Source organism: Duganella sp. sic0402, from assembly GCF_019219065.1.
Taxonomy (GTDB): Bacteria; Pseudomonadota; Gammaproteobacteria; order Burkholderiales; family Burkholderiaceae_D; genus Rugamonas.
Window position 1 is genome coordinate 294,185 of the sequence record NZ_JAHUWK010000002.1, and the last position, 22,504, is coordinate 316,688.

22 protein-coding genes are annotated in these 22,504 nt (G+C 60.9%); 4 read left to right on the plus strand and 18 right to left on the minus strand.

Annotated features, from left to right (window positions below; all coding sequences use genetic code 11):
• Nucleotides 1–5 precede the first annotated feature (5 nt).
• The 7 genes from KW842_RS06905 to KW842_RS06935 all read right to left on the minus strand — a co-directional run bounded on the left by KW842_RS06905 (nucleotide 6) and on the right by KW842_RS06935 (nucleotide 11,733).
• A complete protein-coding gene (locus KW842_RS06905; protein ID WP_218303357.1) occupies nucleotides 6–2,672 on the minus strand; it encodes a glycoside hydrolase family 2 protein in 2,667 nt (888 codons plus the stop codon).
• Nucleotides 2,639–4,156 (minus strand): tryptophan halogenase family protein, encoded by a 1,518-nt coding sequence (locus KW842_RS06910; protein WP_218303358.1) that lies wholly within the window; start codon nucleotides 4,154–4,156, stop codon nucleotides 2,639–2,641. The genes KW842_RS06905 and KW842_RS06910 overlap by 34 nt, the downstream gene beginning before the upstream one ends.
• Before the next feature lie 65 nt (nucleotides 4,157–4,221).
• Nucleotides 4,222–7,311, minus strand: coding sequence for a TonB-dependent receptor (locus tag KW842_RS06915; RefSeq protein ID WP_229223545.1), 3,090 nt, complete (start codon nucleotides 7,309–7,311; stop codon nucleotides 4,222–4,224).
• A gap of 207 nt (nucleotides 7,312–7,518) precedes the next feature.
• Entirely contained in the window at nucleotides 7,519–8,280 is a 762-nt protein-coding gene (locus KW842_RS06920) for a carbohydrate-binding family 9-like protein (RefSeq protein ID WP_218303359.1), read from the minus strand.
• Between the two features lie 166 nt (nucleotides 8,281–8,446).
• Complete coding sequence (ilvC, locus tag KW842_RS06925; protein WP_090176962.1) at nucleotides 8,447–9,463, minus strand: ketol-acid reductoisomerase; 1,017 nt, start codon at nucleotides 9,461–9,463, stop codon at nucleotides 8,447–8,449.
• A 43-nt stretch (nucleotides 9,464–9,506) separates the two neighbouring features.
• Entirely contained in the window at nucleotides 9,507–9,998 is a 492-nt protein-coding gene (gene ilvN / locus KW842_RS06930; RefSeq protein WP_092273446.1) for an acetolactate synthase small subunit, read from the minus strand.
• A gap of 1 nt (nucleotide 9,999) precedes the next feature.
• A complete protein-coding gene (locus KW842_RS06935) occupies nucleotides 10,000–11,733 on the minus strand; it encodes an acetolactate synthase 3 catalytic subunit (RefSeq protein WP_218303360.1) in 1,734 nt (577 codons plus the stop codon).
• 447 nt (nucleotides 11,734–12,180) lie between these two features.
• Between KW842_RS06935 and KW842_RS06940 the strand changes: the two genes are divergently transcribed.
• From KW842_RS06940 to KW842_RS06955, 4 genes are read left to right on the plus strand one after another with little or no spacing between them, the layout of a single operon-like run.
• Nucleotides 12,181–12,750 carry an RNA polymerase sigma factor gene (locus KW842_RS06940; RefSeq protein ID WP_218303361.1) on the plus strand — a complete coding sequence of 190 codons (570 nt, stop codon included), beginning with the start codon at nucleotides 12,181–12,183 and terminating at the stop codon, nucleotides 12,748–12,750.
• Nucleotides 12,747–13,151, plus strand: coding sequence for a DUF3619 family protein (locus tag KW842_RS06945; RefSeq protein WP_218303362.1), 405 nt, complete (start codon nucleotides 12,747–12,749; stop codon nucleotides 13,149–13,151). The genes KW842_RS06940 and KW842_RS06945 overlap by 4 nt, the downstream gene beginning before the upstream one ends.
• Before the next feature lie 3 nt (nucleotides 13,152–13,154).
• The gene (locus KW842_RS06950) at nucleotides 13,155–13,856 is read left to right on the plus strand and encodes a DUF3106 domain-containing protein (RefSeq protein WP_218303363.1); all 702 of its coding nucleotides are present in this window, start codon (nucleotides 13,155–13,157) and stop codon (nucleotides 13,854–13,856) included.
• A complete protein-coding gene (locus tag KW842_RS06955) occupies nucleotides 13,846–14,373 on the plus strand; it encodes an RDD family protein (protein WP_218303364.1) in 528 nt (175 codons plus the stop codon). Before KW842_RS06950 ends, KW842_RS06955 begins: the two co-directional genes overlap by 11 nt.
• Here the strand turns inward: KW842_RS06955 and KW842_RS06960 are convergent.
• The 11 genes from KW842_RS06960 to iscR form a co-directional block, all read right to left on the minus strand.
• Nucleotides 14,370–15,041: an RNA pseudouridine synthase gene (locus KW842_RS06960; protein WP_218303365.1), complete on the minus strand. Its 672-nt coding sequence runs from the start codon at nucleotides 15,039–15,041 to the stop codon at nucleotides 14,370–14,372. The two genes, KW842_RS06955 and KW842_RS06960, sit on opposite strands and share 4 nt — an antisense overlap.
• Nucleotides 15,034–16,044: a low-specificity L-threonine aldolase gene (gene ltaE / locus KW842_RS06965; RefSeq protein WP_218303366.1), complete on the minus strand. Its 1,011-nt coding sequence runs from the start codon at nucleotides 16,042–16,044 to the stop codon at nucleotides 15,034–15,036. Before ltaE ends, KW842_RS06960 begins: the two co-directional genes overlap by 8 nt.
• Nucleotides 16,044–16,934: an SAM-dependent methyltransferase gene (locus tag KW842_RS06970; RefSeq protein WP_218303367.1), complete on the minus strand. Its 891-nt coding sequence runs from the start codon at nucleotides 16,932–16,934 to the stop codon at nucleotides 16,044–16,046. Before KW842_RS06970 ends, ltaE begins: the two co-directional genes overlap by 1 nt.
• Nucleotides 16,921–17,115: a Fe-S cluster assembly protein IscX gene (gene iscX / locus KW842_RS06975; protein WP_218303368.1), complete on the minus strand. Its 195-nt coding sequence runs from the start codon at nucleotides 17,113–17,115 to the stop codon at nucleotides 16,921–16,923. Before iscX ends, KW842_RS06970 begins: the two co-directional genes overlap by 14 nt.
• A gap of 1 nt (nucleotide 17,116) precedes the next feature.
• On the minus strand, nucleotides 17,117–17,458 hold the full coding sequence (gene fdx / locus KW842_RS06980; protein ID WP_218303369.1) for an ISC system 2Fe-2S type ferredoxin: 342 nt from the start codon (nucleotides 17,456–17,458) through the stop codon (nucleotides 17,117–17,119).
• 19 nt (nucleotides 17,459–17,477) lie between these two features.
• Nucleotides 17,478–19,358, minus strand: coding sequence for a Fe-S protein assembly chaperone HscA (gene hscA, locus KW842_RS06985; RefSeq protein ID WP_218303370.1), 1,881 nt, complete (start codon nucleotides 19,356–19,358; stop codon nucleotides 17,478–17,480).
• A gap of 62 nt (nucleotides 19,359–19,420) precedes the next feature.
• Nucleotides 19,421–19,936, minus strand: a complete 516-nt coding sequence (hscB, locus tag KW842_RS06990) for a Fe-S protein assembly co-chaperone HscB (protein ID WP_218303371.1) — start codon at nucleotides 19,934–19,936, stop codon at nucleotides 19,421–19,423.
• Between the two features lie 6 nt (nucleotides 19,937–19,942).
• Nucleotides 19,943–20,266: an iron-sulfur cluster assembly protein IscA gene (gene iscA, locus KW842_RS06995; RefSeq protein WP_090176915.1), complete on the minus strand. Its 324-nt coding sequence runs from the start codon at nucleotides 20,264–20,266 to the stop codon at nucleotides 19,943–19,945.
• 45 nt (nucleotides 20,267–20,311) lie between these two features.
• The gene (iscU, locus tag KW842_RS07000; RefSeq protein ID WP_218303372.1) at nucleotides 20,312–20,704 is read right to left on the minus strand and encodes a Fe-S cluster assembly scaffold IscU; all 393 of its coding nucleotides are present in this window, start codon (nucleotides 20,702–20,704) and stop codon (nucleotides 20,312–20,314) included.
• 24 nt (nucleotides 20,705–20,728) lie between these two features.
• Entirely contained in the window at nucleotides 20,729–21,985 is a 1,257-nt protein-coding gene (locus KW842_RS07005; RefSeq protein WP_090176911.1) for an IscS subfamily cysteine desulfurase, read from the minus strand.
• A gap of 18 nt (nucleotides 21,986–22,003) precedes the next feature.
• Entirely contained in the window at nucleotides 22,004–22,483 is a 480-nt protein-coding gene (gene iscR / locus KW842_RS07010) for a Fe-S cluster assembly transcriptional regulator IscR (RefSeq protein ID WP_218303373.1), read from the minus strand.
• Nucleotides 22,484–22,504: the final 21 nt, after the last annotated feature.

Sequence of the window (22,504 nt, forward strand, 5' to 3'; positions counted from 1 at the left end):
CCTTTTTAATAATACTCGGCCAGTGAGCGCACATGCAATGACTTGCGCAGCGTCGCCAGGCTGGCCCTGGATGAAACATGCAGCGACACGCTTTCACCCGGCAGCAGTGTCAGTGCATTATCAGAAACATCGGCGTCGGCAGCGCCGAAATCGATCCAGACGGCACGGGCGAATTGGGCGGCGCCCAGATCCAGCGTGTAGCCTTTGCCATTGGCGCGCAGTTGCGCATGCAGGCCGGCGTCCGGCCAGCGCATGGCTTTGGCCGGCTGGAAATACACCACGCCGCGCGAAGCGGGCTCGCCTTCGGCTTGCAGGTCGAACACGGCGACGGTGGATGCCGGATCGGCGCCGCTCAGCAAAGCCGCGTCGGTATAGTCGGCCAGTTTGGCGGACGACAGCGGCGCCAGTTCAACAGGCTTGCGCTGATCGCGCAGCAGCTTGCCGTCGAGGCTCAGCAGCCGCAGGCGCAGTTCGCCGCGTACCGCGTGCGTGCGGTCGTTCAGCAGGCTGATTGAGGTAGCGCCTTGCGGCGTACGCAAGGCGGCCACCGCCACCGGTGCGTAGAAGCGGCGCGCATGGAAGTGCAAAGCCTTCCAGCGGCCATACCAGTCCACGCTGGACCACGAGGCGCCCGGCCACACATCGTTCAGCTGCCAATACAGGGAACCCATGGTGAACGGCCGGCTGGCGCGATGGTGCAGCGCAGCCAGTTCGATGCCCTCGGCCTGCGCAGCCTGGCTCAGATAAACGAAGGCAGAAAAATCCTTGGTGGCGCCGAATTCGTAGTCCACGTATTGCATCAGCCGTTGGTTGCCTTTACCGGCGAGGAACTTCTGGTGCGCCTCGATCACCGGCGTGGCGATGCCCTGCTCGCCGCGCCTGGCGAAAGCGTCTATCGTGCGCTGCACCGGCCAGGCCTGCAAGCCGTATTCGGACATGAAGCGCGGCGTGATCTCCAGGTACTTCGATGGCGGATGCGCCGGGTTGCCCCACACTTCCCAGTAATGCATGTCGCCGCTGGCCGGGGTGTTGGCCACCTCGGCCAGATCGTCGCCCGGCGAGCTGGCCCAGTAGGCAATGCCGCCGCCCTCTTCCGCCACCACCTTGCGCAGGTCGGCGCCGAACAGCTGGACGTAGCCTTTCCAGACTTTGTCGGCGAAGGCCGGATCGGCCTTGCTCAGCTCCTGGCCCGGTCCCCAATACTTCCAGGCGATCTCTTCCTCGTTGTTGCCGCACCAGAGCACCACGCTCGGGTGGTTGCGCAGGCGGCGCACATTGTCGCGCGCTTCGGCGATGACGCTGGCGCGGAAAGCGTCGTCATACGCCGGCTGCATGCCGCCGCCGAACATGAAGTCCTGCCACACCAGCAAACCCAGTTCATCGGCCAGGTCGAAGAAATCGTCGCTCTCGTAATAGCCGCCCCCCCAGCTGCGCAGGAAATTCATATTGGCGTCGCGCGCGGATTGCAGCACACCGCGCAACTGCGCCTTGCTCACCCGTGGCTGGAACATATCGAACGGAATCGTGTTGGCGCCCTTGGCAAACACCGGAATGCCGTTGACGGCAAAGTAGAAGCTACGGCCCTTGTCGTCCGGCTCGCGGCGCAGTTCGACGCTGCGCAAGCCGGTGCGCGCGCTGGCCTTGGCGACCACGGTCTTGCCGTCGGCGAATTCCAGTTCATAGCGGTAGAGCGGCTGCGCACCGTAGCCGTTCGGGAACCAGCGTTGCGGACGGTCGATGTGCAGCGGGAGTGCGATGCGGTTGCCGCCGGCACGCAAGCCAGCGCGCTGCTGCGCGGCCAGCGAACGCTTGCCGTCCGGCGCAGTCTGCCACAGGCGCAGCGCGAATTCGCCATCGCGCACGGCGTCGGCCGAGACGATGGCGACGATGTCGGCGCGCGCCTCATCCACATGATCCTGGCGCAGCTGCAGATTGTCGATGCGCAGCGCGTCCCAGCTTTGCAGCATCACCGGCTTCCAGATGCCGGCAGTGACGTAGCGCGGCCCCCAGTCCCAGCCGTAGTGATAACCAGGCTTGCGCACGAAGTTGGCGGTCATCGCATCTTTCGGCTCATCGCCGTAGGGCGACGGATAGTTGCCGGCCAATTTGTGCGGCATCGCCTGCACCTGCGGCAGCAGCTTGCTGATCGGTGAACGCAGCACAATGCGTAGCTCGTTGCCCTTGGCGCGCAGCTTGCCCTGCACCGGCACGCGCCAGGTGCGGAAGGCGTTATCAGCGCTCAGCACCTGTGCGCCGTTGAGCCAGACTTCGGCGTAGGTGTCCAGGCCGTCGAACACCAGATCGCTGCGGCTGTTTTTCAGCACCGAGGCAGGTGCATCGAAATGGGTGCGGTATTCCCAGTCGGCCAGGCCGATCCATTGCAGGCCCGCTTCGGGCGCGCCAACGTAAGGATCTGGGATCAGCTTGTTGGCCAGCAGGTCGGTATGCACGGTGCCCGGCACCTGGGCAGCGCGCCACGACGCCGCTTGCGGGTGTGCGCCCAGTTGCGCATTGCCTGGCAGTGCACGGAAGGTCCAGCCTTGGTTAATGACCAGCTGCTCCGGCGCCGCCGTGGCGAAGCCGGTCAGGCTCGCCATGCAGAGCGCCGCCAGCAGCAGGCGCAGTCGCAGCAGCGCGCTCATGGCGCGGCCTTCCAGTAGCGGTTGATCCATTCCTGGTGCGTCGGCATGGCGGCGACGGCATGCGCCAGCATGCGCTCCATGCCTTCCACTTGCTCGATGATTTTGGACTCAGGCATTTCATCAACAATGGGATGGTAGCTTTGCGGCACGATGCCCTGCCCCAGCATCACCTGCACCCAGCTTGGCAGCGCGAAGAAATCGTCGCCGTTGCGGAAGTAGCAGCCGTTGCTGCGGAACAGGTCGATCGCATCGCGCAGGCTGTCCGGTATCGCCATCGTGCGGCAATAGTCCCAGAACGGCGTGTCGTTGCGTTCGGTGGCCTTGTAATGCAAGATCAGGAAATCGCGCACCCGCTCGTACTCAAACGCGGATTCCTGGTTGTATCGTTCCACCAGCAAGGGATTGAAGTCGCGTTGCGGGAACATGCTCAGCAAGCGGGTGATGCCCGATTGCGCCAGATAGATGCTGGTCGATTCCAGCGGTTCGAGAAAGCCACTGGCCAGGCCCAGCGCCACCACATTCTTGTTCCAGAACTTGCGGCGCATGCCGGTGGTGAAACGCAATTGGCGCGGCTCAGCCAGCGCCTCGCTGTCGAGATTGGCCAGCAGCGTCGTTGCGGCTTCATCGTCGCTGATGTGCTTGCTGGAATACACATAGCCGTTGCCGGTGCGGTGCTGCAGCGGAATGCGCCACTGCCAGCCCGCCTTCTGCGCGCTGGCGCGGGTGTACGGCGTGATCGGATCGACACTCGCGCTGGGCACCGCCAGCGCGCTGTCGCACGGCAGCCAGTGCGACCAGTCGACATAACCGGTCTTCAGCGTCTGCTCGATCAGCAGGCCGCGAAAGCCGGAGCAATCGATGAACAGTTCACCATCGACTACCTGGCCGCTGTCCAGCGTTACCGATGCGATATGGCCATCATCGGGGCGCTGCTGGACGCTGGTGATCTTGCCCTCGATGCGCTGCACGCCGCGCTGCTCGGCCAGTTCGCGCAGATAGCGCGCGTACAGCGTGGCGTCGAAATGGTAGGCGTAGGCGATGTCGGCCAGCGGCGAACCGGGCGCCGCATTGTGGTCGCGCGGCGCGAATTTCCCCTGCGGCGCCATCACCGTTTGCGGCGTATAGGCGCCAATCGGCGCGGCGCGGCCGGACTGGAACAGCTTGAGCCAGAACTGGTGGAACGGCAGCGGCCCCATCGAGCGGCCGATGGCGCCGAAACCGTGGATATAACTGTCGCCGATACGGCCCCAGTCCTTGAATTGAATGCCGAGCTTGATCGTGCCCTGCGTACGCTTGACGAATTCGGCCTCGTCGATGCCCAGCCACTGGCCGTTGAACAGCCGGATGTGCGGAACGCTGGCTTCGCCGACGCCGACAATACCGATTTCTTCGGATTCAATCAGGCGGATGCTGGCGCCTTTACCCAGGTATGTGGCCAGAGCCGTGGCGGCCATCCAGCCGGCACTGCCGCCACCGACGACGGTAATGCTGTTGATGTGGTTTTGTTGATGCATACGGGCATCCAAAGAAGAAGACACTACCCCGTCCGGTTGGACGGGGCAGGACCGGAACTCAGAACTTAGAACTTGTAGTTCGCGCCAAAGTACGCGATGCGGCCGGCGTAGCTATTGGAATAGAAACGGTTCTTGGTATCGTTGCCCAGATGCGAGCTCGATTCTTCTTTGGTCACGTTCAGCACCGAAGCGGTAAAGCTCAGCTGCTTGCTGTAGTTGTAGGCGACGTTCAGGTCGACCTGGCTGTATGGATCGCGATAGATATTCAGGCCGTTCATCAACCCGTCCACCACCACACCGCGACGGTTGTACGACGCACGCGCCAGGAAGCTGTCGGTTTCATAGAACACGGTCACGTTGGCCTGGTTCTTGGCGCTGCCGACCAGCGGCGACTTGCCCAGTTCGGTCCCATCGCCCAGCGTGATCGCCGCCTGGTTGGTCTTGTTGTAGGTGTAGTTGACCTGGAAGCCAACGCCCATGGCCAGGGTGTGCTGCGCAAACAATTCGACACCTTGCGAGACGCCGTTGCGGCCGCCGGCAGTGGTCGAATAGTTTTGCACCGTCACGCTCTGGCCGCCGACCGTCTGCGGCACGTTCAGCACCACCGGCACCGAGAAGTTGCTGACGTTTTTGCGGAACACGTTGGCGCCAAGGACCGAGCCGCGCTGGAAGTACCACTCCAGGCCCAGGTCGAACTGGTTGGCCTTGTACGGCTCCAGTTCCTTGTTGCTGCCCGAACCGTACCAGCCCTGCTGGTCGCCGCCGCCGATCAGACGGCGGTCGTTGACGTATTCCTGGCTGTAGTTGCGCAGGCCGCCTGGGTAGGCGATATCGTTGTAGCTAGGACGCGCCACCACCTTGGAGGCTGCCGCGCGCAGCAGCAGCGTGTCGCTCAGGTCGTAGGCCAGGTTGATGCTTGGCAGGACATCGGTGTAAGTGCGGTCCAGCGAGCTGACAGCGAACGACTTGGTGTGCGCGATGCTGTCGGGCAGCGTGGTGAAGCCGCTGATGCAGCCGGAGCCGGCAGGCGCACCGGCCGCTGGTGCACCGCCTGCCAGGCAAGGCGCAGGATTGCCGTCGGCACCATCGAAGAAGTAGTCGCTGTAGTTGTCGACCTGGTCGGTCGAATCGGCATGCTGGCGGGTGCGCACCACGCGCACGCCGACGTTGCCGCGCAGGCGTTCCGCCTTGATATTGGCTTGCACATAGGCCGAAGCGATCTTCTCGCTGACGTTGTAGACGAAGTTGTCTTCGTTACGGGTCTGCATCGCGCCGTAGGTCTGGTTCAGGTAGCTGACATAGGCCGGGAAATTAATCGCCGGGAAGGCGCTGGCGTTGATGCCGCCGACGATATTGTCCAGCGACTGGCTGTACAGGAACTGCGGCTGGAATTTGTTGGCGGTCGGGTCGCAACCAGCCTGGTAGCGGTTGTCGTAGTTGCTGACGTCGGTGCCCTTGCACGCCCAGTAGCTGTTGCCGGTGCTGCGGTGGGTGCCGCCATCACGGTATTTGGCGCCGAACATCACCGAGTCCAGCCAGCCGCGGTCGGTGTGCCAGGTGGCGTCTGCCTGTGCGTACTTCTGCTCGGTGCTATTGCGGGTCCACGACGATTGGGTCGAACCAAGGTCGATCTCGCCGATGCCTTTTTGCAGATTGGCCATCAGTTCCGGCGAGAAGGTCATGGTCGGCGTGCCGTTCAGGCTCCACGCACTGGCGTAATTGCCCAGCGTCCAGCTGCCGTCGGCATTTTGCATGCGTGGCTTGATCGGCATCGAGAATTGCACTTCCGGGCCGCCGGTGGCCCAGGTACGGCCAAGCTTAAAGCTGGCGTCCACCGACTCGCCGCGCCATTCGGCTTCGATGTCGGCGGTCTGCGACAGCGCTTTTTCGCGGTTGTAGCTGCCGGTGATTTGCGGCGTCGGGATGGTGCAATCGTCCGGCCCCCAGCCGCCAGGTTTCTGGCCGCCTGCGGCCGCTTGCGCTTCGCTGCAATAGTAGGTCTTGCCTGGGTGGACGCTGTATTGCGCGCCGGTGACGATGGTCTTGCTCGGGTCGAAGCTCAGACCATCGAGCAGGCGGCCGCCGGCCCAGTTGCCGTCGCCGTTGTAGCGCGCCAGGTTCCACTCGGGGATTTTCAGCGTGTTGGTCTGCGAGTTCTGCGACAGGTCGAAGCGGAAATAATTACCGGTCAGGACCAGGTTGCGCACTGGCTTGAATTGCAGCGTCAGCTGGCCGCCCTTGCGCTCGCGCTCTTCGGTCTTGACGTCGAAGTTGACCGAGGTCGGCATCATGAAATTGCTGTAGTACTTGCCGCTCTGGTCATAGAAGCCCGACTCGCCCCACCAGTAGCTGTTCATCTTCGACGGTTTGCCATTGACGTCGGTGGCCGGGTGCGCGGTGTTATCGTCGCTATACCACTTCCAGTCTTCGGTGCTGGCGCCCATGGTGCGCGTGGTGCGCTTCTGCTGGGTGTAGCCAACCAGCACGCCGAAGCGGTTTTGCTCGTCGTGCCAGGCGTACTGGCCGGAGAACTGGCCGTCGGTTTTCTTGGTGGTGTCGGCCCAGGTGCCTTCGGCCGAGACGAAGCCGCTGCCGGACTTCACGTCCAGCGGACGGCGCGTGCGCAGGATCACGGTGCCGCCGATGCCGCCTTCGTCGATGCGCGCTTCCGGCGTTTTAAACAGCTCGGCGCTGGACAGCATATTGGACGGCATCAGCGTGTAGTTGAACGAGCGCGTCGGGTCGCCGTTGGACTCGGCGGTGGCGACGTAGTTGCCGTTCAATTCGGTCAGCGTCAGTTCCGAGGACAGGCCGCGCACGCTGACGTTCTTGCCCTCGCCGCCGCTGCGGTCGATGATCACGCCCGGCACGCGCTGCAGCGCATCGGCCACGTTCTTGTCAGGGAATTTGCCGATGTCTTCGGCGGTCACTACCTCGACGATGGAATTGGCGTCGCGCTTCTGGTCCAGGCTTTTCTCGATCGCGTAGCGGTAGCCGGTAACGACAACGACGGTATCGTCGGCGGGCTTGGCGTCTGCTGCTGGCGCTGCGGTCTGCGCCTGCGCGCTCAGCGACAGCAATGCGGCGCCGACCGCCATGGCGATCGGCGTGGCGCGGCAGCGTAACTGCCGTGTAGTGTGATGCAAGGTAGTCATGTGGTCATCTCCAGGTTGTGCCCGATTTCGGGCTTGTTATAAGTAGGGTGGCCGCCGGATGTTTTACTAAACGCCGGAGATGCCTGCATATTATTGAACATCGCATTCGCCCGTTGAAATTTATACAAAGTAACTTCGGCTGCCTCAACCGTTTTCCAAACTTGGGGCGAAGTTTAGTTTGATTTACTAAACCGGAACGAGGCCGTTTTACCACACTGGCCTGGTGCGAAAATGCAGAAAACCCCAGCGTTCCGGCACGTGCATATCGATCACGCCTTGCGGCGACCACACCCAGTTGTCTTCCTTTGCCTTGCCAGCGGTCCATTCCACGCGGCTGAAATTGATGCGCCAGGTGGTGCCATCGCGCGGCTGCGGCACCGCCTGGCGGGAGGCGAAGGCGCTCAGGGGATAGGCGATTTCCACGCTCCAGCCGTGGTCCGTGTCTTTTGAATTGTTCAGCGTGCCCTGTACGGCAATGGCGGTCTTCAGGCCCTGGATATCCCAGCTGTTGTCCGGTTGGCCGTCCTGGTTATACGGTTTGGGCAAAAACAGATCCCAGCCGGTGTTGAGCGCATTGATCTCGAATTCGTAATAACTGTCGGAGTCCGGCAAGGGCTTGATGAAGACTTCAAAGTCGTTGTCCTTGAAGATGACGGAGTCGCGCTGGGTCAGCGTGGCTTTCACGTCCGGCTCCTCCATCTCGGCAGCGATGTAGAGGTAGTGGTCGTCCCACAGCATCTTGACGCGGGTGCGGTATTTGGGGCGCGGCTGGCTGTCGCCTTCGATATCGACGAAGTCCTCAGTCCACGGCGCGTTGCGCCATGCGGCGTCATCAAGCTTGCCGTCGATGTGGATCGGGGCGGTGGCGCGCAGACATGAATAGGACAGCGGCGCCGGCACGGCTGCCGTGGCAGGCACGGCGCCGCACACTCCGGCGGCCAGCAGCACAGCACACGTTTTCATTGTCATTACACCACTCCTTGCATATAACTAATAACGTTATAACAAAGGAGCATCGTTTCCACTCAACAAACATTCAATTTCAAGCTGAATTTAGTGATTTTTACTAAACATGCTTATCTTGAACTAAAAAAAAGCCGGCATCTGCCGGCTTTTCGTTTGAGGAAGAAACTGCTTAATTCTTCGACTGGTCAACCATTTTGTTTTTAGCAATCCAAGGCATCATGGCGCGCAGTTTAGCGCCGACTTCTTCGATCTGGTGCTCGGCGGTCAGGCGGCGGCGCGAGATCAGGGTTGGTGCGCCTGCTTTGTTTTCCAGGATGAAGGACTTGGCGTATTCACCGGTCTGGATGTCTTTCAGGCACTGGCGCATGGCTTCCTTGGTCTGCGCGGTGACAACCTTAGGACCGGTCACGTACTCGCCGTACTCGGCATTGTTCGAGATCGAGTAGTTCATATTGGCGATGCCGCCTTCGTAGATCAGGTCAACGATCAGTTTCAGTTCGTGCAGGCATTCGAAGTATGCCATTTCCGGTGCGTAGCCCGCTTCGGTCAGGGTTTCGAAGCCGGCCTTGATCAGCTCAACCGCGCCACCGCACAGAACCGCTTGTTCGCCGAACAGGTCAGTCTCGGTTTCTTCGCGGAAGTTGGTTTCGATGATGCCGGCCTTGCCGCCACCATTGGCCGATGCGTACGACAGGGCGATGTCACGGGCGACGCCGGACTTGTCCTGGTACACAGCGATCAGGTGCGGCACGCCGCCACCCTGGGTGTAGGTGGCGCGCACGGTGTGGCCTGGGGCTTTCGGCGCAACCATGATCACGTCCAGGTCGGCGCGTGGCACGACTTGGCCGTAGTGCACGTTGAAGCCGTGGGCGAAGGCCAGCACCGCGCCTTGCTTGGCGTTAGGCGCGACGTTTTCGTTGTAGACCTGGGCGATGTTCTCGTCCGGCAGCAGGATCATGATGACGTCGGCGGCTTTGACAGCGTCGTTGACTTCAGCGACTTTCAGGCCGGCTTTCTCCACCTTCTGCCACGAAGCGCCGCCTTTGCGCAGGCCAACGGTCACGTTGACGCCGGAATCGCTCAGGTTTTGCGCGTGGGCGTGGCCCTGCGAACCGTAGCCGATGATGGCCACGTTTTTGCCTTTGATCAGGGAGAGGTCAGCGTCTTTGTCGTAGAAAACTTTCATGTTCATTCCTAAGTAAATTCGTTATGTATGGGTTGCGTGCTGCTTAAACTTTGAGGATGCGTTCGCCGCGTCCAATGCCGGAACCGCCGGTGCGTACCGTTTCGAGTATCGAAGCACGGTCGATCGAGTCGATAAACGCATCGAGCTTGCTCTTGGCGCCGGTCAGTTCAATCGTGTAGCTCTTTTCGGTGACGTCGATGATGCGGCCGCGGAAGATGTCGGCGGTACGCTTCATCTCTTCACGCTCCTTGCCCACCGCGCGCACCTTGATCAGCATCAGTTCGCGTTCGATGTGCTGGCCTTCGGTCAAGTCCACCACCTTGACCACCTCGATCAGGCGATTCAGGTGCTTGGTGATCTGCTCGATGATGTCGTCCGAACCGGTGGTGACGATGGTCATCCGCGACAGGGTCGCGTCTTCGGTCGGCGCCACGGTCAGCGTTTCGATGTTGTAGCCGCGTGCCGAGAACAGGCCCACCACGCGGGACAAGGCGCCGGCTTCGTTTTCCAGCAATACAGAAATAATGTGTCGCATGTTAGAGATCCTCCGAACCCAGCAGCATTTCGGACAGACCCTTGCCTGCTTTAACCATCGGCCAGACGTTTTCCGATTGATCGGTGATGAAATTCATGAACACCAGCTTGTCCTTCATCGCAAACGCATCGCGCAGTGCGCCATCGACGTCGCCCGGTTTTTCGATACGCATGCCAACGTGCCCATAAGCCTCGGCCAGCTTCTCGAAGTTCGGCAGCGAATCCATATAGGACTCGGAGTAGCGCGAACCGTAGTCGATCTGCTGCCACTGGCGGACCATGCCCAGGAAGCGGTTGTTCAGCATGATGATCTTCGGCGTCAGGTGATACTGCTTGCAGGTCGCCAGCTCCTGGATGCACATCTGGATCGAACCTTCGCCGGTGATGCAGGCCACGGTCGCATCCGGATTCGCCATCTGTACGCCCATGGCGTACGGCAGGCCGACGCCCATGGTGCCCAGGCCGCCCGAGTTGACCCAGCGCTTAGGCTTGTCGAACGGGTAGTACTGCGCTGCCCACATCTGGTGCTGGCCGACGTCGGAGGTGATAAAGGCGTCGCCCTTGGTTACTTCCCACAGCTTCTGCACCACTGATTGCGGCTTGATGACCAGATCGGAGCTCGCAAACTTCAGGCAGTCGCGGCCGCGCCATTCGTTGATCTGCTTCCACCAGTCTTTCAGCGCCGGCTGGTTAGGCTTGGCATCCGACGCGTCCAGCTGCGCCAGGAATTCGATCAGCACGTCCTTGACGTTGCCGACGATCGGAATGTCCACTTTCACGCGCTTGGAAATCGACGATGGATCGATGTCCACGTGAATGATCTTGCGCGGGTTGGAAGCGAAGTGTTTCGGGTTGCCGATCACGCGGTCATCGAAACGCGCGCCGATGGCGATCAGCACGTCGCAGTTCTGCATCGCCATATTGGCTTCGTAGGTCCCGTGCATGCCTGGCATGCCGACGAAATTCTCGCTCGACGCCTTATAGGCGCCCAGGCCCATCAGCGTGTTGGTGACCGGGAAGCCCAGCTTGTCGACCAGTTTATTCAGTTCCGGTGCAGCACTGGCCAGAATCACGCCGCCGCCGGTATAAATCATCGGGCGTTCGGCTTGCAGCAGCAGTTGGACTGCTTTGCGGATCTGGCCGGAATGGCCTTTGTCTACCGGTTTGTACGAACGCATCTCGACCTCTTTCGGGTACGAGTAATGCGTTTTGTGCATCGAGATATCCTTCGGAATATCGACCAGCACAGGGCCTGGACGGCCGGTGCGGGCGATGAAGAAGGCTTTCTTGACGGTCTCGGCCAAGTCCTTGACGTCCTTGACGAGGAAATTGTGCTTGACCACCGGACGGGTAATGCCGACCGTGTCGCATTCCTGGAACGCATCCTGGCCGATGGCGTGGCTAGGCACCTGGCCCGAGATCACGACCATGGGGATGGAATCCATGTAAGCGGTGGACAGGCCAGTCACGGCATTGGTAACGCCCGGACCGGACGTGACCAGCGCGACACCGACCTTGTTCGACGAACGCGAGTATGCATCGGCAGCGTGGACCGCAGCCTGCTCGTGGCGTACCAGAACGTGTTGGAATTTGTCTTGCTTGAAGATGGCGTCGTAGATATACAGTACGGCTCCGCCTGGGTAGCCAAAGACGTGTTCAACGCCCTCTTCGGCCAGGCAGCGCACCAGTATTTCTGCGCCAGTTAACTGCGATGATGAAGATGCTTCGGTATTCATGAAACATTCCTTTCAAGGTCCATAGGAGATTGATCGGATGCTCTGTCCTTACGAAGTACGAATACCGCTACAGCTCTGCCTGGCTTCCCTTTACTTATGCGGTCGCACTGCCTCTTCCGTCAACCGTAGTGACGTGCAAAGCGGTGCTAGCGCAAACTCTCGTTTGGCCGGGTTTTCCGTAGTGGTGTTGCATACCTCTCACGCTTGTGGCGTGGGCGAGAGCAAACTGCCTACTAAATGAAAGCGCGTCGTGTCGTTTGCGGCGTTGTGTGCCTGCTGCGACCAGACCATAGAGCTTCGGGGTTGTTCAAAGCGTCCCATACGGTACACCGGCCTCTCCTTTTCAGCAAGAGCTAATTTGGAAATTGATGGGTTTTGAGCTAAAACCATGCAAAATGTGAGGTTTTTTGCTAGGATGCGGCTCAGTTCAAAACACCCGGCAGCCGCATGGCCACAGACAAAGAATTATCCGACTTCCTCGAAAACGTCGAACGCCGGGCCTTCAAGCAAGCCGTCTATGCAGTACGCAAGGACGAATCCGCGCTGGACATCGTCCAGGACGCGATGATCAAGCTCGCCGAGAAATATGGCGATAAGCCGGCCGCCGAGCTGCCGGCGCTGTTCCAGCGGATCTTGCAGACCACCATCCTCGACTATTTCCGCAGGGAGAAGGTCCGCAACACCTGGGTCAGCCTGTTTTCCGGCATGGGCCCGTCTGGCGACGAGCATGAAGACTTCGACATGCTGGAATCCTACGCGGCCGAAGCCGGCTCCGAAGCGGCCGAATCCGGTGCCGACAAGTTCGAGCGCCAGCAGACGCTGGACATCATCGATGCCGAAGTACAAAAGCTTCCGGCACGTCAACGAGAAGCCTTCCTGATGCGTTATTGGCAGGATATGGATGTAGCTGAAACTGCCGAAGCCATGGGCTGCTCGGAAGGCAGCGTCAAAACGCATTGCTCTCGTGCAACACATGCGCTGGCCGAAGCGCTGGCAGCCAAGGGAATTAAATTATGAACACCGACGATCTGAATTTCGCTTACAAAGTGCGCCACGCGCTCAATGAAAAGCTGGACGAGCTGCCTGCTTCGACCTCAGACCGCCTGGCGCAGGCGCGCAAACTGGCGCTCGCCCGCAAGAAAGCCCATGTGGAAGTGCCACTGGCGGTGCGGGTTGTCAAAACTGAACTGGCGGCTGTCGGCGGCGGCTTCATGTCGCAATTTAACTGGCTGGGCCGCTGGGGCATGCTGGTGCCGGCGCTGGCCCTGGTGGTCGGCATGGTCGGCATCTATCAGTACGAACAGCAGGAACGCATCGCCGACCTGGCGGAAATCGACGCCGCCGTGCTGTCGGATGAGCTGCCGCTGGACGCCTACCTCGACCATGGCTTTAACGCCTACCTGACGCGAAGCGAGTAAGCGATGGCATGGAGCAGTCGCGCCAAGTGGGGCGCAGCAGCGGCGGTGTTAGCGGTAGCAGGTGGCGGCGCGTGGATCGCTGCCCAGCCGGATGCGGCCGACCTGGTCGCGGCGCCGGTCGCAGCGGTCACCGGCCAGAGCGCCGCCAAGCTGGCCGACAAAACCATGTGGAAAGATCTGACGCCCGCCCAGCAGAAAGCGCTGGAGCCGCTGGCCAGCGAGTGGGACGAGATCGAGCCGATCCGCAAGCAGAAATGGCTGGCCATCGCCAAGCGCTATGCGCGCATGAAGGAAGATGAGCAGGCGCGTGTGCAAGAGCGCATGCGCGAGTGGGTGCGCCTGTCGCCGGAAGAGCGGCGCCAGATCCGCCAGAATTACGCGCGCGCGCAAAAGCTGAATCCGACGCAGAAAGCGGTGTCATGGGAGGAGTACCAGACGCTGTCCGACGAACAGAAGAAAGAACTTGCCGCCAAGGCCGCGACCAAAAAGCAGGTGGTCAATCTGCCGACGCCAACGCAAGCCAAGATGCCAACGCCGGCGCCGGTCAAGCCGGCCGTGCCAGCTGCCGCCGCATCGCTCGCACCGCCGGTGGCCGCACCGCCGGTCGATCCGAACGCCCTGCTGCCGAACGCCTCCAACGTGACGCCGATTCCTCCCACATCCACGCCGCCTACGCAGGCGGCGCCTCCTGCCGATGTCAAATAATCCGCTCACCAGCAAGCCCACCGTCAAGCGCCGTCTGATTTCGATGGTGTACGAAGCCCTGCTCGGTTTTGCCGTGCTGTTCCTGCCCTTCCTGATTTTCGAAGTCGCCAGCGGCGGCAGCCACACGCCGCTGGTCGAGCACATGCGGCAGGCGCTGGCCTTCCTGGTGCTGGGCGTTTACTTCATCCATCAATGGACCCGCGAAGGCCAGACGCTGGCCATGCGCACCTGGCGCCTGAAGCTGGTCACCGTCAACGGCGGCCCGGTGACGCCACGCGTGGCGGCCGTGCGCTACCTGCTGAGCTGGATGTGGATTTTGCCGGCGCTGGTGATCTCGCTGGCCGCAGACCTGCACCGCTGGCATGCGCTGGGCGCGATTTTGATAGGTATCGTGGCATGGTCGCTGACGGCCTTCTTCGACAAAGACCGCCAGTTCCTGCACGATAAACTGGCGGGCACCCGCCTGGTGCAACTGCCGCCGCTGGAAAAGAAAAAGAAAACGGCGAGCGCCGCTTAAAATCGCTCGTAGTTCTGCAAATAGCGCCACTCGCCTGACGGCAGGCTGGCCATGGAGATGCGTCCGACGCGGATGCGCTTCATGGAGACGACCTTCAGGCCGACTTCCTTGCACAGCTTCTCAATCGTGCCCAGCTTAAGGCCTTTGACGGCCCAGCGCAGGCGCGTTTCGTTCTGCCAGCTGACTTTGCCGTTGATCTGGTTCAGCTGCTGCAAGCCGCCTTCGATGATGGCGCCAGCGACTTCGACGATGATCTCCTGCTCCAGCGCCTCGTCGCTCAGTTTGCGGTTGACGCGGAAGTCCTGCGTGAACACTACCAAGCCACTGGCCTTGGTATCCAGCGGCACCATCTCCTGTTGACCGGTGAGATGGCGCTTGAGGAAGCGCTGGCCTGGCGCGGAGCGTGTCAGCGTATCGGCGTTCAGTAGGTGCAGCGGCTGTGCCGCGCCGGCCGGCTTGTGCAGCAGGATGGTGACGGGCGTGATTTCCAGCAGCGTGGCGTCATCCGCCAGCGTGACCTGCTGCTCCGGTGCGACGCGCGCGCCCACCTCCTCCACGACTTCGCCATCGACGCTGACAAAGCCGCCTTCGATATACAGTTCGGCTTCGCGGCGCGAGCATTGACGCTCGTCGGCAACCCGCTTGGAGAGACGTATCGTGTTATCCAAAGAAGTCTCCAAAAACGGTGATGGCGCGGTCGATGTCTTCACGCGATGCGTCCATGTGGGTGACGATACGCGTGCGCGTGCCCAAGGACATGCGGATGCGCGTTAGTTCCAGCACATCGCCCAGGCCTTTCAGCACGAACTGCGGAATGTCGACGTAGAAGATGTTGGTCTGTGGCGTGGTGACTTTAAGGCCGCGCATCTTCGCCAGTTCACCAGCGAAGTAAGCGGCGTTGTCGTGGTCTTCCGCCAGACGTGAGATGTTGCGCTCCAGCGCGTACAGGCCACCCGCAGCGATGACGCCAGCCTGGCGCATCCCGCCGCCCAGCATCTTGCGCCAGCGCTTGGCTTCCTTGATCAGCGGACGGCTGCCCAGCAGCACCGAGCCAACCGGTGCACCCAGGCCTTTGGACAAACATACCGATACGGAATCGAAGCCTTGCACGACTTCGCGCGGCGTGACGCCCAGCTTGACCATCGCGTTGCAAACGCGCGCGCCATCGAGGTGCGTGGCCAGGCTCTTGTCGTGCGCCAGTTTCGTGGCCTGCTGCACGTAGTCCATCGGCAGCACGCGGCCATTGATGGTGTTCTCCAGCGCCAGCAGCTTGGTGCGGGCGAAATGGAAATCATCCGGCTTGATATAGGATACGATGTCGGCCAGCGCAATGCTGCCGTCGGCCTGATTGATGATCGGCTGCGGCTGGATACTGCCCAGCACCGCAGCACCGCCGCCTTCGTAGCGATAGGTGTGCGCTTCCTGTCCAACCAGGTATTCGTCGCCACGGCCGCAGTGCGCCAGCAGCGCGAGCAGATTGCTCTGCGTGCCGGACGGCGCGAACAGCGCATCTTCAAAGCCGAACAGGTCGGCGGCGTATTCCTGCAGGCGGTTGACGGTCGGGTCGTCGCCGTAGACATCATCGCCCACTTCGGCGACGTTCATGGCCTCGCGCATGGCAGCGCTTGGGCGCGTGACGGTGTCACTACGCAGGTCGAGCCAGTTCTCCATTACGCCACCTCTTCTTCAGCGAAGAAACGGGTATTCATCTCTTGCAGGCCGACAGTTTCCAGCACCTCTTTCAGGCGCTCGGACGGACGCTTGCGCGGCAGGTTCTTGTAGGTGGCGATGATGAGTTCATTCTTCATCGAGTGTTCCCAGCCCACCAGTTCCGTCACGGTGACGCTGTAGCCGTGCGCTTCCAGTTGCAGGCAACGCAGCACGTTGGTGATCTGGCTGCCGAATTCACGCGTGTGGATCGGGTGGCGCCAGATTTCGGTCAGCGCGGATTTGCCCAGCGACTGGCCTTTGTTTTTCTTGAGGACCGAGGCCACTTCGGCCTGGCAGCATGGCACCAGCACGATGTGCTTGGCCTTCTTCTTCAGCGCGAACTGGATGGCGTCATCGGTGGCCGTATTGCAGGCGTGGAGCGCGGTGACAACGTCGATCTGCGCCGGCAGCAGCTTCGATTCAGTGGACTCCGCCACCGACAGCGGCAGGAAGGACATGCCGGGGAAGTTGAACTGGCTGGCCAGTTCCTGCGAACGCGCGACCAGTTCTTCGCGGGTTTCAATGCCGTAGATATGCGAGTCGTTCTGTAACGCCTTGAAGAACAGGTCGTAGATGATAAAGCCCAGGTAGGACTTGCCTGCGCCGTGATCGACCAGCGAGACATTGTCTTTCTCGGCCAGCACTTCTTTCAGCAGCGGCTCGATGAACTGGTACAGGTGGTAGACCTGTTTCAGCTTGCGGCGGCTGTCCTGGTTCATCTTGCCGTCGCGCGTGAGGATGTGCAGCTCCTGCAGCAGCGCCACAGTCTGGCCTTCACGGATTTCCGGCATATTGTCGGCGCTGGTGACGGTGGCGCCGATCTTCTGGACTGGTTTCTTAGGCTGCTTCATCGATCCACGCCTGTTGCACTGCTTCGAGGACTTTTTCACCACCGCGCGTCGTGTCATCATCGAACTCTTCAAGCTCGATGATCTTGTTGTGCAGATCGGTGAAGCGGATGGTGGACGGATCGACGTCCGGGTACTTGTCGTACAGCGCTTCCGCAATCGCGGTGATGTCAGTCCACTTCATATCAGTGACCGCCTTCGCTGGCGTGGTTGATGGTGTACTTCGGAATCTCGACCACCAGATCTTGGTCCGCCACTACAGCCTGGCAAGACAGGCGCGATACGGCTTCCAGGCCCCAGGCTTTGTCCAGCAGGTCTTCTTCGGTTTCGCTGGCTTCGTTCAGCGAGTTGATGCCCTCGCGCACCAGCACGTGACAAGTGGTGCAAGCGCAGGATTTCTCGCAGGCGTGCTCAATGTGGATGTCATTCTCCAGCATGATGTCGCACAGCGTCTTGCCGGCTTCGGCTTCAACGACAGCGCCATCCGGGCACAGTTTTGCGTGGGGCAGGAATACGATTTGTGGCATGGTTAAACTCTTTATATATTTAAACGACTTGATCCAGCGCTTTGCCGGCGAGCGCGCTGCGCACGCTACGGTCCATGCGGCGGGACGCAAATTCTTCGGTGCCGTGGGCCAGCGCCTCGACTGCGGCTTTCACGGCCTGATGGTCTACAGCCCCAGTCTGCGATTGCGCGACGATCTCGCGCGTTTTTGCCATCAATGCATCAACCGCCACACGCTCCTCGTCCGACAGCAAGGCTGCATCTTCATCCAGCGCCGCTTGCGTCGCCAGCAGAATGCGTTCCGCCTCAACCTGCTCTTCACGCAGCGCACGCGCCTTCATGTCGACATCCGCCGAAGTATGCGATTCCTGCAGCATGCGCGCCACATCATCATCCCCCAGGCCATACGATGGCTTGACGCTGATCGACGCTTCCACGCCCGAACGCAACTCGCGCGCCGACACCGACAGCAAGCCATCAGCATCCACCTGATAGGTGATGCGGATACGCGCCGCACCGGCCGCCATCGGCGGAATGCCGCGCAGCTCAAAGCGCGCCAGCGAACGGCAATCGGCCACCAGCTCACGCTCGCCTTGCAGCACATGCACCGCCAGTGCGGTCTGGCCGTCCTTGAAGGTGGTGAATTCCTGCGCGCGCGCGCAAGGAATGGTGGAATTGCGCGGAATGATCTTCTCCACCAGCCCGCCCATGGTTTCAATGCCCAGCGACAGCGGAATCACATCCAGCAGCAGCCAGTCATCGCCAGCGGCGCGGTTGCCGGCCAGCAGATTGGCCTGCACGGCGGCGCCCAGCGCCACTACCTTGTCCGGGTCAATATTTGCATGTGGCGTGGTATGGAAATACTCGCTGACCGCGCGGTGCACATGCGGCATACGCGTCGCACCGCCGACCATGACCACGCCATCGACATCGTCCGCATCGACATTGGCGTCGCGCAGCGCTTTCTTGATGGCCTTCATGGTCTTCTCGATCAGGTGCCTGGTGATCTCCTGGAACTTCTCTGCGGTGATGGTGATGTGCACCTGCTCGCCAGACTTCAGGGTTGCATCGACGACGACTTCCGCCTTGGCCGACAGCAGTTCCTTGGCTTCGCGCGATTTGACCATCAGCACGGCGGTGTCTTCATCCGACAGCGGCGCCAGTTTCTCTTCCTGGTGGATGTGGCAGAACAGGCGGTGATCGAAGTCATCGCCGCCCAGCGCGGAGTCGCCGCCGGTGGCCAGCACTTCAAACACGCCCTTGCTCAGTTTCAGGATCGAGATATCAAAGGTACCGCCACCCAGATCGTAGACGGCGTAGATGCCTTCCGAAGCGTTATCCAGCCCGTAGGCGATGGCGGCCGCAGTCGGCTCGCTCAGCAGACGCAGGACGTTCAGGCCGGCCAGTTGCGCCGCATCCTTGGTTGCCTGGCGCTGCGCGTCGTCAAAGTACGCCGGCACGGTGATCACCGCACCCACCAGATCATCGCCCAGCGAGTCTTCAGCGCGCTGGCGCAGTGTGGCCAGAATTTGCGCCGACACTTCGACCGGGCTCTTGACGCCGGCGACCGTTTTCAGCTGCACCATGCCTGGCGTATCCTGGAAATCGTATGGCAGGTTTTCAGCATAGGCGATATCCGCCAGGCCACGGCCCATGAAACGCTTGACCGACACAATGGTGTTCTTCGGATCGGTGGTCTGTGCGACCTGCGCCTTGTAGCCGATGTTGGCGTGCCCGTTGGGCAGATAGCGCACCACCGACGGCAACAGCGCGCGGCCATCTTCATCGTTCAGCACTTCTGGAATGCTGTTGCGCACAGTCGCCACCAGCGAATTGGTGGTGCCCAAATCGATGCCCACCGCCAGCCGATGCTGGTGCGGCGCGGTCGACATGCCTGGTTCGGAAATTTGCAGAAGTGCCATGGGTGAGACCTGTATTCTTATGTGGTCAGCTGAGGCGGGGCGCCGGCCAGCGGCGCCAGGCATCAAGCTTCGATTGCTTCAAAGGCGAAGCGGACTTCTTCGCCGAATTTTTCGAGAAACATCAGCGCGCGCACGCCTTGTGCGGCGGCGGCGTAATCGCCGGCGTTGATCTGCTGTTCGATCTGCGCCAACTGCTCCTTGCGGGCGTTGCGCAGTTGTTTGTCGAGCGACTCCAGCGCGTCGCTGTCCTTGCCGGCGCGGGCGTCGCCCAGTTCTTCGCGCCACTCCATCTGCTGCATCAGGAAAGCCATCGGCATTGCCGTATTCGACTCGGTCTGCAAATCGACGCCGTGCAGCTCGCACATATACTGCGCGCGCTTCTGCGGATTTTTCAGGGTCTGATAGGCTTCGTTGGCGCGGGTGGCCCACTGCATGGCGACGCGCTTTTCGGCGTCGGTGGCGTTGACGAATTTGTCGGGATGGACGCGGCTTTGCACGTCGCGGTAGGCGCTGTCCAGCGCGCCCGCGTCTACGGCAAACTGCTGCGGCAGATTGAATAGCTCAAAGTGATTCTGCATGACGGCTTAGACGCGGAAGCTTTCACCGCAACCGCAAGCGTCTTTCTCGTTCGGGTTGTTGAACTTGAAGCCCTCGTTCAGGCCTTCGCGCGCGAAGTCCAGCTCCGTGCCGTCGATGTACGGCAGGCTTTTCGGATCGACGAACACTTTCACGCCGTGCGATTCGAACACGCTGTCCTCATCGGTCACTTCGTCCACGTATTCCAGCTTGTAGGCCATGCCCGAGCAGCCGGTGGTGCGCACGCCAAAACGCAGACCGAGGCCCTTGCCGCGGCGCTCGATATAGCGGTTGATGTGTTTCGCTGCTTTTTCGGTCAGGGTGATTGCCATGTGATTCTCCCGCGCCCCAGGATGACTGGGGCGACGTGTCGTAAATTACGCTTCTACGGTAGCGTGCTTGTTCTGATAGTCCAGCACCGCAGCCTTGATGGCGTCTTCCGCCAGGATCGAGCAGTGAATCTTCACTGGCGGCAGCGCCAGTTCTTCTGCGATCTGGGTGTTCTTGATGGCCAGCGCCTGGTCCAGGGTCTTGCCCTTGACCCATTCGGTCACCAGCGAGCTCGATGCGATCGCCGAACCGCAGCCGTAGGTCTTGAATTTCGCATCTTCGATCAGGCCATCGGCACCGACCTTGATTTGCAGTTTCATCACGTCGCCGCAGGCTGGCGCGCCGACCATGCCGGTACCGACGCTGTCATCGCCCTTGTCGAAGGCGCCAACGTTGCGTGGGTTTTCGTAGTGGTCCAGTACTTGTTCCGAGTAAGCCATTTTAATGCTCCTGTATCTGTAAAATTAGTGGGCTGCCCATTGGATCGAGCTGATGTCGACGCCGTCTTTGAACATATCCCACAGCGGCGACAGTTCACGCAGTTTGTGTACCTTGGACTTCATCAGTTCGATCGCGAAGTCAATATCGGCTTCGGTGGTAAAGCGGCCGATGGTGAAACGGATCGAGCTGTGCGCCAGTTCGTCGCTACGGCCCAGCGCGCGCAATACATAAGATGGTTCCAGCGAGGCCGAAGTGCAAGCGGAGCCCGACGATACCGCCAGGTCTTTCACCGCCATGATCAGCGACTCGCCCTCAACGTAGTTGAAGCTGACGTTCAGGTTGTGCGGCACACGGTGTTCCATGTCGCCGTTGATGTAGGTTTCTTCGATCTCTTGCAGGCCTTTGGCCAGACGGTCGCGCAGCGCCTTGATGCGGGCGATTTCGCTGTCCATTTCCACTTTCGCCAGGCGGAAGGCTTCGCCCATGCCGACGATCTGGTGGGTAGGCAGCGTGCCCGAACGCAGACCGCGCTCGTGGCCACCGCCGTGCATCTGTGCTTCGATACGCACGCGCGGCTTGCGGCATACGTACAGCGCGCCCACGCCTTTCGGGCCGTAGGTTTTGTGCGCGGTGAAGGTCATCAGGTCGACCTTGGTTTTTTGCAGGTCGATCACCACCTTGCCGGTCGCTTGCGCGGCGTCGCAGTGGAAGATGATGCCTTTCGAGCGGCACAGTTCACCGATCTGGTCGATAGGCTGGATCACGCCGATCTCGTTATTGACCAGCATGACCGAGATCAGGATGGTGTCCGGACGGATGGCGGCGGTCAGCTGCTCGATGGTGATCAGGCCATTGTCCTGTGGCTCCAGGTAGGTCGCTTCAAAGCCTTGGCGCTCCAGTTCACGCACGGTGTCCAGCACGGCTTTGTGCTCGGTTTTCACGGTGATGATGTGCTTGCCCTTGGTTTTGTAGAACTGCGCCGCGCCCTTGATGGCCAGGTTGTTCGATTCGGTGGCGCCCGAGGTCCAGATAATTTCACGCGGGTCGGCATTGACCAGCGCCGCCACGTTGGCGCGTGCCTCTTCCACCGCTTTTTCAGCGGTCCAGCCATACATGTGGCTGCGCGAGGCCGGATTGCCGAACTGTTCGCGCAGGTATGGAATCATTGCATCGGCGACGCGCGGATCGATCGGCGTGGTCGCCGAGTAATCCATATAGATCGGGAAATGCGGCGCGGTCTGGAACTTCACGTCAGCGATGTTTTTTTCTGGGGCGTTCATCTGTTACTCCGTTAACTTTTATAGCGCGGCGTGGTTGCCGGTGCGGTGCAGGTGCACCACGTTTTGCGCCGCGTCTTTCTGCTTTTGTTGATCGACCAGATCCTGCAACGAGACGGAATCCAGGTAATCAACCATTTTTTCGTTCAGCGTGGCCCACAGCTCGTGGGTCATGCAACGCACGCCACTGGCAGCATCGGCGCCATGGCAGTTTTCCTTGCCGCCGCACTGCGTCGCATCAAGCGGCTCGTCGACAGCGATGATGATGTCGGCGACGGTGACTTTGTCGGCACGGCGCGCCAGACTGTAGCCGCCGCCCGGACCGCGAATGGATTCAACGATCTCGTGGCGGCGCAGCTTGCCGAACAGTTGCTCCAGGTAGGACAGGGAAATCGCCTGACGCTGGCTGATGCCCGACAGCGTGACTGGTCCCTTGCCCTGGCGCAACGCCAAGTCAATCATCGCAGTCACAGCAAAACGGCCTTTGGTGGTCAGACGCATCACTACCTCGGTTGGGTTAAA